The sequence below is a fragment of the Pseudomonas sp. MWU347 genome (assembly GCF_017947305.1).
Classification (GTDB): Bacteria; Pseudomonadota; Gammaproteobacteria; order Pseudomonadales; family Pseudomonadaceae; genus Aquipseudomonas; species Aquipseudomonas putida_A.
Genome location: NZ_JAFGZB010000002.1, coordinates 444,801 through 457,360, shown reverse-complemented (window position 1 = coordinate 457,360; position 12,560 = coordinate 444,801). Strand labels below are relative to the sequence as shown.

General features: G+C 58.4%; 13 protein-coding genes, 2 tRNA genes and 1 pseudogene. 3 read left to right on the top strand and 13 right to left on the bottom strand.

Going from position 1 to position 12,560, the window contains the following annotated elements; translation table 11 throughout:
- Positions 1-71: 71 nt before the first annotated feature.
- From KCG87_RS05605 to KCG87_RS05580, 6 genes are all read right to left on the bottom strand, one after another.
- Positions 72-147, bottom strand: a tRNA-Thr gene (locus KCG87_RS05605).
- A gap of 420 nt (positions 148-567) precedes the next feature.
- Positions 568-1,803 carry a methyltransferase gene (locus KCG87_RS05600; RefSeq protein WP_210556821.1) on the bottom strand — a complete coding sequence of 412 codons (1,236 nt, stop codon included), beginning with the start codon at positions 1,801-1,803 and terminating at the stop codon, positions 568-570.
- Positions 1,784-2,473: an ABC transporter permease gene (locus tag KCG87_RS05595; RefSeq protein ID WP_003220713.1), complete on the bottom strand. Its 690-nt coding sequence runs from the start codon at positions 2,471-2,473 to the stop codon at positions 1,784-1,786. Before KCG87_RS05595 ends, KCG87_RS05600 begins: the two co-directional genes overlap by 20 nt.
- Positions 2,470-3,165 carry an ABC transporter permease gene (locus tag KCG87_RS05590; protein ID WP_003220715.1) on the bottom strand — a complete coding sequence of 232 codons (696 nt, stop codon included), beginning with the start codon at positions 3,163-3,165 and terminating at the stop codon, positions 2,470-2,472. Before KCG87_RS05590 ends, KCG87_RS05595 begins: the two co-directional genes overlap by 4 nt.
- A gap of 77 nt (positions 3,166-3,242) precedes the next feature.
- Entirely contained in the window at positions 3,243-3,992 is a 750-nt protein-coding gene (locus KCG87_RS05585) for an ABC transporter substrate-binding protein (RefSeq protein ID WP_027611242.1), read from the bottom strand.
- 13 nt (positions 3,993-4,005) lie between these two features.
- Positions 4,006-4,779, bottom strand: a complete 774-nt coding sequence (locus KCG87_RS05580) for an ABC transporter ATP-binding protein (RefSeq protein WP_041071351.1) — start codon at positions 4,777-4,779, stop codon at positions 4,006-4,008.
- Between the two features lie 552 nt (positions 4,780-5,331).
- Between KCG87_RS05580 and gabP the strand changes: the two genes are divergently transcribed.
- Positions 5,332-6,723, top strand: a complete 1,392-nt coding sequence (gabP, locus tag KCG87_RS05575; protein WP_027611243.1) for a GABA permease — start codon at positions 5,332-5,334, stop codon at positions 6,721-6,723.
- A gap of 70 nt (positions 6,724-6,793) precedes the next feature.
- Here gabP and KCG87_RS05570 read toward each other — a convergent pair whose 3' ends face one another.
- The 3 genes from KCG87_RS05570 to KCG87_RS05560 are packed head-to-tail and all read right to left on the bottom strand — an operon-like array spanning position 6,794 to position 8,645.
- A complete protein-coding gene (locus KCG87_RS05570; protein WP_027611244.1) occupies positions 6,794-7,246 on the bottom strand; it encodes a hypothetical protein in 453 nt (150 codons plus the stop codon).
- A gap of 6 nt (positions 7,247-7,252) precedes the next feature.
- Positions 7,253-7,666, bottom strand: coding sequence for a hypothetical protein (locus tag KCG87_RS05565; RefSeq protein ID WP_098966730.1), 414 nt, complete (start codon positions 7,664-7,666; stop codon positions 7,253-7,255).
- A gap of 28 nt (positions 7,667-7,694) precedes the next feature.
- Positions 7,695-8,645 carry an alpha/beta fold hydrolase gene (locus KCG87_RS05560; RefSeq protein WP_210556820.1) on the bottom strand — a complete coding sequence of 317 codons (951 nt, stop codon included), beginning with the start codon at positions 8,643-8,645 and terminating at the stop codon, positions 7,695-7,697.
- 265 nt (positions 8,646-8,910) lie between these two features.
- On the opposite strand from KCG87_RS05560, the gene KCG87_RS05555 reads away from it, so the two are divergent.
- A complete protein-coding gene (locus tag KCG87_RS05555; protein WP_210556819.1) occupies positions 8,911-9,360 on the top strand; it encodes a carboxypeptidase regulatory-like domain-containing protein in 450 nt (149 codons plus the stop codon).
- Positions 9,361-9,410: 50 nt separating this feature from the next.
- On the opposite strand, the gene KCG87_RS05550 is transcribed toward KCG87_RS05555, so the two are convergent.
- Positions 9,411-9,761 carry a hypothetical protein gene (locus KCG87_RS05550; RefSeq protein WP_210556817.1) on the bottom strand — a complete coding sequence of 117 codons (351 nt, stop codon included), beginning with the start codon at positions 9,759-9,761 and terminating at the stop codon, positions 9,411-9,413.
- A gap of 140 nt (positions 9,762-9,901) precedes the next feature.
- Between KCG87_RS05550 and KCG87_RS27420 the strand changes: the two are divergent.
- Positions 9,902-10,108, top strand: a pseudogene (locus KCG87_RS27420) (hypothetical protein); the annotation flags it as partial.
- Positions 10,109-10,188: 80 nt separating this feature from the next.
- Here KCG87_RS27420 and KCG87_RS05545 read toward each other — a convergent pair.
- From KCG87_RS05545 to KCG87_RS05535, 3 genes are all read right to left on the bottom strand, one after another.
- Positions 10,189-10,980: a TSUP family transporter gene (locus KCG87_RS05545; RefSeq protein WP_210556815.1), complete on the bottom strand. Its 792-nt coding sequence runs from the start codon at positions 10,978-10,980 to the stop codon at positions 10,189-10,191.
- Positions 10,981-11,050: 70 nt separating this feature from the next.
- Positions 11,051-12,124 (bottom strand): hypothetical protein, encoded by a 1,074-nt coding sequence (locus KCG87_RS05540; RefSeq protein WP_210556811.1) that lies wholly within the window; start codon positions 12,122-12,124, stop codon positions 11,051-11,053.
- Positions 12,125-12,386: 262 nt separating this feature from the next.
- A tRNA-Phe gene (locus KCG87_RS05535) sits at positions 12,387-12,462 on the bottom strand.
- Between the last annotated feature and the right edge of the window lie 98 nt (positions 12,463-12,560).

The following is a 12,560-nucleotide window of genomic DNA, read 5'->3' as shown; positions in this document are numbered from 1 at the left end:
TGTTGCGCTTTTCATATTCAAACGCCAGAAACAACAAAGCCCCTGCATTTCTGCAGGGGCTTTGTTTTGTATGGTGCCGGCACCAGGAGTCGAACCCGGGACCTACTGATTACAAGTCAGTTGCTCTACCAACTGAGCTATACCGGCGTGTGGGCGACGATTATAGCGATTGGGTTGGTTCTGTAAACCCCTGAATTCAGACTATTTTTACGCAGGCGCTGGATCAGGCTTGGCGTGAGCGGTGTCGCCGGGTTTTTAGCCGCAAAACCGAGGTGCTACGCGATCAAGCCAGAATGTGCGTGAGGGCAGGATTTCTGCACCGTTCAAGCACCCATTTCACCCGTTTATGTCGTTTTGATTGGAAGCTTATGCACAACGGATCGACGCAACGGCAGTGTTGCAGGGGATTTTGTGGACACGTTCTCATTTTGTGCGCAAATCCCTGTTTTACAGGTTTTTTATCAATATGAACAAAAAATGACCAATGCTGTTTAAGCGGTCTAACGGCCGTGAATATTGGATCCACTGGAAAACCATCAACAGAGTTATCCACAGGCTGTAAAGATTTTAAGCGCGTTCGGCCAGCAGCAGGAAATTACGCGGTGTCAGTGGGGTGTCGCAAAAGGTGCCGAGGCGTACGACATACCCCTGTTCACCGAGGAAAATCGCTCGATCAAGGTTCAGCCAAAGCTCCAGCGGTCGTCGGAACAGTCCGCGCAGTAGTTCCAGGTTGCGAACTTCGGCCAACCGCTGCCAACCGGCGGCTTCCAGTGCCTGCCAGTCTGGCGTGCCGATTGTGGATAACTCTTTCAGCGCTGCCAGGTCGCGGCAGTAATCGGCGAAGGGTTTGTCCAGCCAGACGCTGGGCAGGGACGGGGTTGGCAGGTATTCGTCGACGCCGCGCAGTTGCCGTTGCAGCAGGTCGAAGGCCAGGCGCCGGGCCATCGAGGTGTCGCGCTGACGTCGGACGCGTGCGCCGGCGGTGACGGTTTCGCTCATGGGCAGTGCCAGATCTTCGAGCGAGAGTTGTAGGGCAGATCGCATGCCGGCGCAGGACAAGGCCTGGTACTCGTTGCGATTGATCCGGTTGTAGCAGCACGGGGCGATGGCCATCTGCTGACATCCGGCAGCGCTCGCCAGTTGCATCAGGCGCACATGCAGGTCGCCGCAGGCGTGCAGGGCGACCGGGGTGTGTTGAGCGCTCAAAACAGTCGTGGCGTCTGCTGCCAGCACATCCTGCTCGACATGCAGGGCGTGCAAATGATGGCGCTGACTTAATGCCTGACCGCTGGCGACCAGCGCCGGATCGTATTCAACACAGGTCAGCTGTTGCCCGGCGCCGAGCAGGCGCCGGCCCAAATGCCCCTTGCCGGAACACCAGTCCAGCCAATGTGTTGGCGCAGAGGCGAAAGACAAGCGGCTGGCGAACGCTTCAATTTGCTGCCACTTGCGCCCCGGCACATCGACATTCAATCGATGGCCTGCCGCTTCCAGCGCATGTCCCGGCAACTCTCCGACTGCGCTCAGCGCAGCCGACAACGCCGCCAATGAAGCGAACGGCTCCGGCGCATCGATGAGATCGGCAGGGTGGTTATGCACAAGCTCTGCATCTTCCAGCGATCGTCCGCGTAGCCACGAAGCCAATTCGGGGTAGGCGGTTTCCCATGGAAGCGAAAGATGAGTGAACGGACGAGGTTTCCACAGCGCCTGATGCTCAATCAGAAAAGCATCCAGCGCAGTGAAACGGGCGAGTAGGTCCTCGCCCGTCAGCACGTGGGAAGTTTCAACGCCCTTGGCAGGCATCGACGCGCAGCCAGCGCTCCAGCAGCTTGAAGCCGCGCACCAGCACGTAGGACATCAGCAGATAGAACACGCCAGCGGCGAAGAAGATTTCCACCGGCAGGTAGGTGCGGGCAATGATCGTGCGGGCCATGCCGGTCAGTTCCAGCAGGGTCACGGTGCTCGCCAGCGCACTGGCCTTGAGCATCAGGATCACTTCGTTGCTGTAGGCCGGCAGGCCGATGCGCGCCGCACGCGGCAACATGATGTAGAACATCGCCTTGGGCTTGGACATGCCCAGTGCCCGCGCCGCTTCGATTTCGCCCGGCGGAATCGCCTGGATCGCGCCGCGCAGGATCTCGGCGATGTACGCCGCGGTGTGCAGGGTCATGGTCGCGGTGGTACACCAGAACGGATCGCGCAGATACGGCCACAGTGCGCTGCTACGCACCGCATCGAACTGCGCCAGGCCGTAATAGACGAGGAACAGTTGCACCAGCAGCGGCGTGCCACGGAAAAAGAAGATGTAGGCGTAGGGCAAAGCGCGCACGTACCACAGCTTCGAGGAGCGGGCGATGCCCAGCGGAATGGCCAGCAGCAGGCCGGCAATCACGGCAATCGCCACCAGTTCCAGGGTCAGGGTTGCGCCCTGCGCCAGTTTCGGCAGCCACTTGATGATCACTTCCCAGTTCATGAAGCGCTCCTCGCAAAGCCGCGAGCGGCGCGTTTTTCCAGGAAGTGCATGCCGCTCATCGCCAGCACCGTCAGGCCCAGATACATGACCGCGGCCACCAGATAGAAGGTGAACGGCTGTTTCGACACGGTCACGCCGATCTGTGCGTGACGCATGATTTCTTCCAGGCCGATCACCGACACCAGCGCGGTGTCTTTCATCAGGATCATGAACAGGTTGCCCAGGCCGGGCAGGGCGATGCGCCACATCTGCGGCATGATCAGCTTGGTGAAGATCCGCCATTTCGACAGGCCCAGCGCCACGCCGGCTTCACGGTGGCCCTTGGGAATGGCGAGGATCGCGCCGCGGAACACTTCCGTGGCGTAGGCGCCGAAGCACAGGCCCAGCGCAATCACGCCGGCGGCGAAGGCGCTGAGTTGCAGGTCGGGATTGCCGAAAAACTCACCGAGGCTGCGCATCAGGTTGACCGTACCGAAGTAGATCAACAGCACCCAGAGCAATTCCGGGACGCCACGCACCAGCGTCGAATAAGTGCCGCCAAGCCATTGCAGCGGCTTGTACGGGGAAGTCTTGGCCAAGGCGCCGAGCAGACCGAGCACCAGTCCCAGGCACAGGGCCGTCAGCGCCAGTTTGACGGTCATCAGCGCACCGGCGGCGAGGGCCGGGCCGAATCCGTAGAGGTCGATAATCATGGATTTCTTTTCAAATCGCGGCAGGCAAGGCCGGGAGCCGGCGCCGTCGGATCACGGTGCCGGTCCCGCAGGTCAGATCAATAGATGCTGAACGGGAAGTACTTGTCGTTGATCTTCTTGTAGGTACCGTCAGCGACGATTTCCTTCAGTGCGGCGTTCAGCTTCTCACGCAGCGGATCACCTTTACGCACGGCGATGCCGATCTTGTCGCTTTCCACGACCGCGTCGCCCTTGAACTCATAGTTCTTGCCGGCGTCGCTTTTCAGCCAGTCGTAGTTGGCGTACTTGTCGGCCAGGATGGCGTCGACACGACCGGAGGTCAGGTCCAGGTAGGCGTTTTCCTGAGTGTCGTAGAGTTTGACTTCGATATCGCTACCGTAGGTGTCCTCCAACCAGGTACCGGCGAGCGTTGCGCGCTGGGTGCCGATGATCTTGCCTTTGAGCGAATCCTTGTCGGTTTTGAAGTCTTTATCTTTCGGTGCGATGAACTGCAGTTTGTTCGAGTAGTACGGGTCGGTGAAATCCACCGCGCCCTTGCGCTCTTCGGTGATCGACAGCGAGGAGACCAGGAAGTCGAACTTCTTGGCGTTCAGCGCAGGAATGATGCCGTCCCAATCGGAGGTGACCACGCTGCACTCGACTTTCATCTTGGCGCACAGGGCGTCGCCGATGTCTTTGTCGAAGCCGACCACGTTGCCGCTGGCGTCTTTGTTGTTGAACGGCGGGTACGCCGCTTCGATGCCCATCTTCAGGGTCTCGGCCATGGCTCCGGCGCTGAACGCGAGGGTGACGGCGGCGGCCAGGAAGACCTTTTTAAAATTCTGCATGCATGTTGCTCCGTTAGCGGTTGCTGGACATGAATTGTTTGCAGCGCGCCGAAAGCGGGTTTTCGAACACCTGCTGAGGCGATCCTTGCTCTTCCACCAGCCCCTGGTGGAGGAACACCACTTCGCTGGAGACCTGACGGGCAAAGCCCATTTCGTGGGTCACCAACAACATGGTGCGGCCTTCTTCGGCCAGTGCGCGGATGACACTAAGTACTTCCTGAACCATTTCCGGGTCAAGGGCGGAGGTGGGCTCGTCGAACAGAATCACCTTCGGCTGCATCGCCAGCGTGCGGGCAATCGCGGCGCGTTGTTGTTGACCGCCGGACAGTTGCGACGGGTAGGCGTGGCGCTTGTCGGCGATACCGACCTTGGCCAGCAGCGCTTCGGCGACTTCGATCGCCTCGGCCTTGCTCTGGCCGAGCACGCGGCGCGGGGCCTCGATGATGTTGTCGAGCACACTCATGTGCGGCCACAGATTAAAGTTTTGAAATACAAAACCAATCTCGGAACGCAGGCGGTTGATCTGTTTGCCATCCGCAGCAACCAGTTCGCCATTCTTGGCGGGCTTGAGCTTGAGTTCTTCACCGGCCACCAGAATCTGACCCTGGTGCGGGTTTTCCAACAGGTTGATGCAACGCAGGAACGTGGACTTGCCGGAACCGGAGGAACCGAGGATCGAGATCACATCGCCGTCGCGGGCGGTCAGCGAGATGCCTTTGAGCACCTCTAGCTGTCCGTAGCGTTTGTGCAAGTTGCGGATTTCAAGCGCGGGCGTGGCCTCAGCCATGTGCGTTCCTCATATATGTTGCGCTCCTGCTGTTGGCGGGCCTTCCTGGCGAGGCGGCCAAGCTAGCATAGCGTTTCAATGGCAGCCAACAGCGCTACGGGCGGTAAGCGGATGGCGTGTGGCAGGTTGTCGCATCGGCACAGCAGACTGTCGCCCCATCAACAACCGAACGGGTGTTTGATCGTGCAAACCCGTGGGCGTCGCGTAAAAAAAGGCGCGATGTTGCCAGCTTTGGCGGGGTGTTGGAAGCGCTATCCGGCCGAACGTTCCTGAATCGCCCTTTTATTGTGCATCCCACACTTTTTCAGTGTGTTTCTGGTGCGCTGAATCGTCTGAAAAGTGAGTCGCAGGGTAACGCTCTGGCGAATTGCCATTCATTCCAATGACTTGCGATGACTGTCCGGTCTCGCTGAAAACCGCGGCCCAGAAGAGTTTGAAACATTTTGGCGCATTTATTGCGTGCAGAATCTGGAACGCCCTGTTGGTTTCTTTTTACGAGAAGGAAAACCAGACAGGACGGACGCAATCGCTTTCCTCGCAAAGGTAGTTCCGATGAGCAGTACCCCAAGCTCCAATGGCCTCGAACAGGGGCTCAAACCGCGTCATGTGACCATGTTGTCGATCGCCGGTGTTATCGGCGCAGGTCTGTTCGTTGGCTCCGGCCACGCGATCGCTGCCGCCGGCCCCGCCGTGCTGCTGGCCTACGCCGCCGCCGGTACCCTGGTGGTGCTGGTGATGCGCATGCTCGGTGAGATGGCTGTCGCCTCGCCTGACACCGGTTCGTTCTCGACATACGCCGACCGTGCCATCGGGCACTGGGCCGGCTTCACCATCGGCTGGTTGTACTGGTGGTTCTGGGTGTTGGTGATTCCACTGGAAGCCAACGCCGCCGCGACCATTCTCCATGCCTGGTTCCCGGGGATCGAGATCTGGGCGTTTGCACTGATCATCACCATGCTGCTGACGGTCACCAACCTGTTCAGCGTGAAAAACTACGGTGAATTCGAATTCTGGTTTGCCTTGATCAAAGTCCTGGCGATCATCGGCTTCATCGCGCTGGGTCTTGCGGCCGTTTTCGGCTTCCTGCCGAACAGCCAGGTCAGCGGTGTTTCGCACCTGTTTGATTCCGGCGGCTTCCTGCCAAACGGCATGGGCGCGGTGCTGGGTGCAATCCTGACCACCATGTTCTCGTTCATGGGTACCGAAATCGTGACCATCGCGGCTGCGGAATCGAAGAACCCGGGCAAGCAGATTTCCAAGGCCACCAACTCGGTGATCTGGCGGATCGGCCTGTTCTACCTCGTATCGATCTTCATCGTTGTGGCCCTGGTACCGTGGAACGATCCTACGCTGGCCAACCTCGGTTCCTACCAGACCGTGCTTGAGCGCATGGGCATTCCGAACGCGAAAATGATCGTCGACATCGTGGTGCTGGTCGCGGTAACCAGCTGCCTGAACTCGGCGCTGTACACCTCGTCGCGCATGCTGTTCTCCCTCGGCAAGCGCGGTGATGCACCGGCGATGTCGACTCGGGTCAACAAAAGCGGTACGCCTTACTGGGCCGTCATGCTGTCGACCGGCGCGGCGTTCCTCTGCACCTTCGCCAACTACGTGGCCCCGGCTGCCGTGTTCGAATTCCTGCTGGCCAGCTCCGGCGCCATCGCGCTGCTGGTGTACCTGGTGATCGCGTTCTCGCAACTGCGCATGCGTAAACAACGCATGGCCCGCGGCGAGAAAATCGTCTTCAGCATGTGGCTGTTTCCGGGCCTGACCTACGCGGTGATCATCTTCATCGTCGCGGCCCTGACTATCATGCTGTTCCAGGAAGCCCACCGCGTGGAAATCCTCGCAACCGGCCTGCTGAGCCTCATGGTCGTTGCCGCAGGCCTGCTGGTGGCGCGCCGCCGCAAGCTGGAAAACCGTGGTGCGGTGGTGTTGAACTGATCCGTAACGCGTAATGCAAAACGGCCGCTGTCAGTGATGACGAGCGGCCGTTTTTGTTTGTGCGCGGGGTTTATTCGCCCTTGTCTTCCTGGGTGTCCAGCGACTTGCCGTAAGTATCCAGCGCAATCCCGAAGTCGGTGATGAACTGTGGCTCGGTCAGCCAGGCCTGGGCGGTTTCGATGTCCATGCCGTCGGCCCACATGCGGTAGTCGATCAGCATGTCGGCGGCCAGGTGAGTGGCGGCCATGCCTTCGTTCTCGGCATTTTCCATGTCCAGCAGCTCTGGATGGTCAACGATGATGAACGCCAGTTCGCGCAGCAGGGTCAGCAGCATTTCGTTGCGGCTGACGGCTTCGGCGTCGCGCATTTTGCTGAACATTGCGAGGGTGTATTCCGGGATCGGCTCGTCCAGATGCCCGAGGTTGTCGTCCTGGTCCAGCGGCTTACGGCCGACCATGCGGATGTGCTTGGCTTTGGCCTTGGCGCGTTTGGCGCGTTTCTGTTGCTTGTTCAGGGATGCCATGGGAACTCAGTTCTTCTGTTGGGTTTGTGCGGCAATCGCGTCGGACGCCGCCACATAGTCGGCCTGGAAGGCCGGGGATTCGATCCACGCCAGGGCGCCGGCTTCGTCGGTTTCCTGGGACCACTGGCGATACTCGATCAGCGCGGCGAGGATGAAGTCCATCGCGCCTTCTTCGCCTTCCTGCTCGTAAACCAGCTCCAGCAGCGGATCTTCCAGGAATGCGGTGCACATGGCTTGCTGGCTGATCTTCTCGGCGTCGATCATTCTCTTAAACAGCTCGGTCAGGTCCACCGACTCGAAGTCGATACGGTCATCGTTCGGGTCCAGTTCGACCGGCGCCTCGGCGCGTTTGCTGCGGTTTTGCTTGGCCTTGGTCTTGGCCCGGGCGGCGCGTTTTTGCTGCTTGTTGGCGGAGGCCATGGTGTGTTCCGTCGTGCGTTGGAAGGGCTCAGCTGCGCGGAACTGGCCGCCCGGGTGTGTCGGGGGCCAGCTCGCCGGTTTGCAGCCAGGTCAGAGCGATGGGCCATAGTGTGGCTTGGTATGCGCTACGAAAAAAGGCGAAATGTCCGACTTGTTGTTCGCCGATGTCCTGCGGCTCGATGCGCAAGTGGGTTTTGTGCGCATGACTGAAGTAGCCGAGCAGGCGTTCGATGGCCGGGATCGTGCCGTATGGGTCGTCGCTGATGCTGACCGCCAGGGTGTGTGCGCGGACGTTGGCGAAGGGCAGGCGACCGCTTGCCTTCAGCAGTCGGCGGCCGCTCGGACGCTGCTCGTAGCGCGCGGCAGGCGTGCTCCAGTCGCGTACGACGCCTGTTGGCGTGTCCTCCAGCCAGTCGAGGCGTTTGCCCGGGAAATAGCCACAGAGCCGCGTCAGCAGCGGCATCAGCAAATGCCATTTACCAAACATGCGCCAGCGCTGTGCCGGCGCATAGTCGCGCCAGTAAGCGAACTGCGCGCCGACCGTCACCAGTCGACGAATGACCTGCCCGGACTCGCCGAGCCCAGCCGCGCAACCGCCGAAGCTATGGCCGACCACATCGATTGGCTGGCCGGGAAACTCCCGTTGCGCGCGTTTGAGCATCGCCTCGAAATCCAGCGCGCCCCAGTCGGTCCATGAAGCCTCAAGGCCTTTCAGGGTTGCCGGACGCGATTCGCCGATGCCTCGGTAGTCGTAGGTGATCACGTCGAAGCCATTGGCGAACAGGTAATCGGCGAAGCGTGAATAGTGTCGGCAGCGTACCGAGGTGGCGGCGTTGATGATGACTACCGGGCGCTGGATGTCGGGCAGGGCATGGCGCCAGGTGAAGCCGCCAAGGGCAAAGTCATCGGCCGCGGCCTCATGGAAGGGCTCATTGACGATAGCGGCGCTGTGGGTGAGCGCAGTGCTGCATGAGTTCATAAGGACTCGGTCTTTGCGGGATCTCCTGAGCATGAGCTTCATCAAGGCGTAAATGCAACGATTCGGAACGCGCTGCGTTCCAGATCCGCAGGCAGTGCGCTTTCGAGAATTTGTGACGCACTGCGTCACAAAATCAATGCAGTCCTGCAGGCGTAGTCCATTTCGGACACAGGCCAAGTTCCAATCATTCTAAAACACGTGCTTCCCTGGCCGGATCAAATAAGGAGTAACGGTTGGGCTCTACAAGAGCCCGGGAGTTGTCATCATGAAACGCGTTCTTTCATTCCTGCTGCCCATCGCGGCGGTGGCGGCATTGGCCTTTCCGGCGATGTTGCAGGCGGCCAATCTGGACCCGGTCGACAGTGCCGGCGTGCAAGTCCAGCAACAACAGCAAAACGGCATCAACTACCTGTCCGGCGGGATTGGCCTGGACGAGTCAAAAGCCATTCAGCAAACCCCCGGCTACAACCTGCACATGACGTTCGCGGTGGGCGCGCAAGACCAGTACACCGCTGATGTCGATTTGGTGATTCAAAAGTCGCCCGGGCAAACCGTGCTGACTCTCACCCAAACGGGGCCGCTGGTGTACGTGCAACTGCCACCCGGTAAGTACACCGTGGTCGCCACGCGCAATGGCGAAACACGGCGTGACGTGACAGACGTTGGCAGCGGCACTGCGCGCAATCTGGTGTTCCACTGGAATGACGCTGGATAACGTCGGGTGTATTGAAGAATCGAGGCGCGGGTACAATCCCGCGCCTTCCTTTACCCCCGCCTGCGCTTGGCCTTCTGCTTGTCGCCGGGCTCGCGCGCCATTCGGTGAATCCATAATCCGATCCAGCCGACGGCTATCAGGAACAGGGTGCCAACGCACTGCGACACGATCTCGAACCAGAACATTCGGGGTTGCTGCGCGAGGGTGTAGGTATGGCGCGGGCCGGTTCGGTTCCAGGTAGTGATGGATCCGCTGATCAAGCTGTGGATGATCAGATAAATCGACGCGCCGATGAGGAAGGCGATCAATACGCCGACCAGCACCGTCAGCCAGAATGTAATCCGGCTCTGGCGATAGGGTGGCGGATGGGGCAGGGGGATGCGGGTTCTTTTCTGGTTCATCGGGCGGATGCCCCTCTTCCATAAGGTTCGGCCAAAGTAGCGCGGATCGACGTTGGCTGAAAACCGTCGACGTTGAGGGGAGTACTTCTACCTGCAAGCGCCTTACCGCAACGAGGACACCAACTTTTATCCGTTCCCTTACTATCACCAGCGACCTGCTCGGCAGCCGCGACACCGACATCGGCACCTTCAGCGCAGAGATTCAGAACTTGCTCGACAAGGAATGCAGCACGGTGTGGGGGGGGCAGAGCGCGACACTGTCCTGCTTGCCGCTCATGGCCCGGCACATCTCTACGATTACCGGGGGTGGGCGGACGTACACGTTGAGTTGGTCGATAGCTTATTGATCGACTGAAACGATAAAACCCGCGATCCCATGGAGGAGCGCGGGTGTTTCATCAGGAATAAATGCATCGATACGTAGCGTTTAGAGTGAAGTGAATGTCTGAGCTATGGCAATGCGCAATGGATTGTTCTCTACGCTCAGAAGTTTGATGGCCAAGGCGCAGCAAACCACGATCAACATCGGTTTGATCAACTTCGGCCCGACCCGAACAGCGGCGCGAGCGCCCAACTGTGCGCCGATGAAGGCAGCCAGCGCCATCGCTAAAGCTACTGGCCAGATAATCACGCCCTTGGTGATGAAGACAGAAAGCGAGCCGAGATTGCACGAGGCGTTGGCAAGTTTGGTAAAACTCATGGCCCGCATCATGCCCAGGCCGCAGAGCAGTACAAACCCAACGATAAAAAACGATCCCACCCCGGGACCGAATATTCCGTCGTAAAAACCGAGGATCGGCGCGACAGTAAAAGAGAAAAGCAGAATTCCGATTCTCTTGCGCCGATCTTCATTGGCCAGTTTCGGCGATAGCGCAAAATAGATCGCCACCAGAATCAGCATTACAGGCACGCAAGCTTCCAGATATCGTTTATCGATTGAACTGACCAGCAAGGCGCCGCTGGCTCCACCAATAAATCCGCAGACAACCAGGAAGCGTCCTTCACGCCATTCGATCAACCCTTTGCGAGCAAAAGTCACTGTCGCCGAAATGGTTGCTGATGCTGCCTGAAACTTGTTGGTTGCAATCGCGCTGATCGGATCTACACCGGCCAGAAACAATGCAGGCAAGGTGATCAGTCCTCCACCACCGGCAATCGCATCAAAAAAACCGGCACAAAATGCGACGAGCGCCAGCATGCCGATGATGTCCCAAGACATTGCATTACCTCTTTAATGGTTACCAATCAATTTTCTGCTTGCGAGAAGCTCCGTACCCGAAGTGCGGAGATCAGCCCCGCACTAGTAATGGATCTTCTGAAATGACAATCGGGGTGGAGAATTTTGAGAGTCCGAAAATACGCACCAGCACTCTTCTGTTGTCTTTAATCACATCGCGACAGTGCAGTGCCCGGGTGTTATTGATGACCATGGCTGATTCCTGAGTCAGCGCGTACTCCGCCGGAGTCGATTCCTCTACGCGTTGGCAAAGAGCGGAGTAAGCCGTTTTCACAAACTTCGACACATTACTGTTCACCGAGAAGCGGTAAGAGTTGAATCGGGCCGAGAACCCGACTTTGTCGTCGAAAGCCAGAATCGACACGTCACGACCGTTTGCACCTTTGCCACTGACAAAGGAGTCGCTGCGAGTGAACTGGAAGTTTTCAGTGGTCAGCGCCAGACAGTTGATGACGCCAATTCTTTCGAGGACAGGTGGGAGCGGGATGACCCGTGTAGGTTCAAGGGTGGGGTTCCACAGCGCAGAAAGTATTAGCGAAGACGGGGAGGGTGAATGCCCGTCCTTTGCATCTACGGCACACCAGTAAGGTGCTTCAGTGTGCGGGCCAAGCGCCAGGCCTGAGTGTGAACTCAATTCTCTGGATTCTGGCTCCGCCTTGATCTTTGTGAGGCCGCCTCCCTTGAAGTTGGCCACCAGCCGTACCAATTTCCCATCGTTGTCTAGGTCGTAAGCGAACGCGTTATTGTCCACCAGCTTCAACAAAATCTGATTGCGTGAAGCCAGACAAAGAACATCTGGACGAGTTTCCAGAGTGGCTAGATCAGGGAGTTCATCTGGAGGGTTGGAAGTGTTGATAGTCTTGAGGCCTTCGAATATCAACACCGAGAACAGGCTGTCGGAATACGCCTCGAGCAATGCACATTGGTGTTGCGAAAAGGAAGGCTTCAATTCTTTGGCCGCGGCAGAGGTCAGGAAATTGGCACCAGGAGCCTGCGGTCCACCGATGGCTGCGATTTCCATAGAGAGTTGATGAAGCAATGCCGATTGCCGGCAATTGAAGGTGAAGGTTCTGGATTCTTGCCCAATGCATGAATCAGTGGATTGGGCTTTGATCTTGCTAATCATCTGTTACATCCCTGTTATGCATCTGCTTCGGGCTACGCGGCAGCTCTGAGTCCAATTCTGCCCAAACCGTGGGCGAGCGTATGTCGTCCATTTCCGCTAGGGCCTACGGAGCGTTCTGGCAGTTTTGAAAGAATTCAGGAAAGGGGAGATTTTGATATGGAGCGCAGGGACGGTTCGGTGCTTCGCAGAGGCGGGCGGCGTGCTTGATCAAATCGCAGGCATAAAAAAACCCTGAATCTTGCGATTCAGGGTTTTCGGTATTTGGTGCCCAGAGACGGAATCGAACCGCCGACACGGGGATTTTCAATCCCCTGCTCTACCGACTGAGCTATCTGGGCAACGGGGCGCATTAAAAGGGTTTTTCGGATTTACGTCAACGACTTTTTTAAAATTTCTTAAATTAATTCCGTCGCTTACGATCCGCCCCCCGATTTGG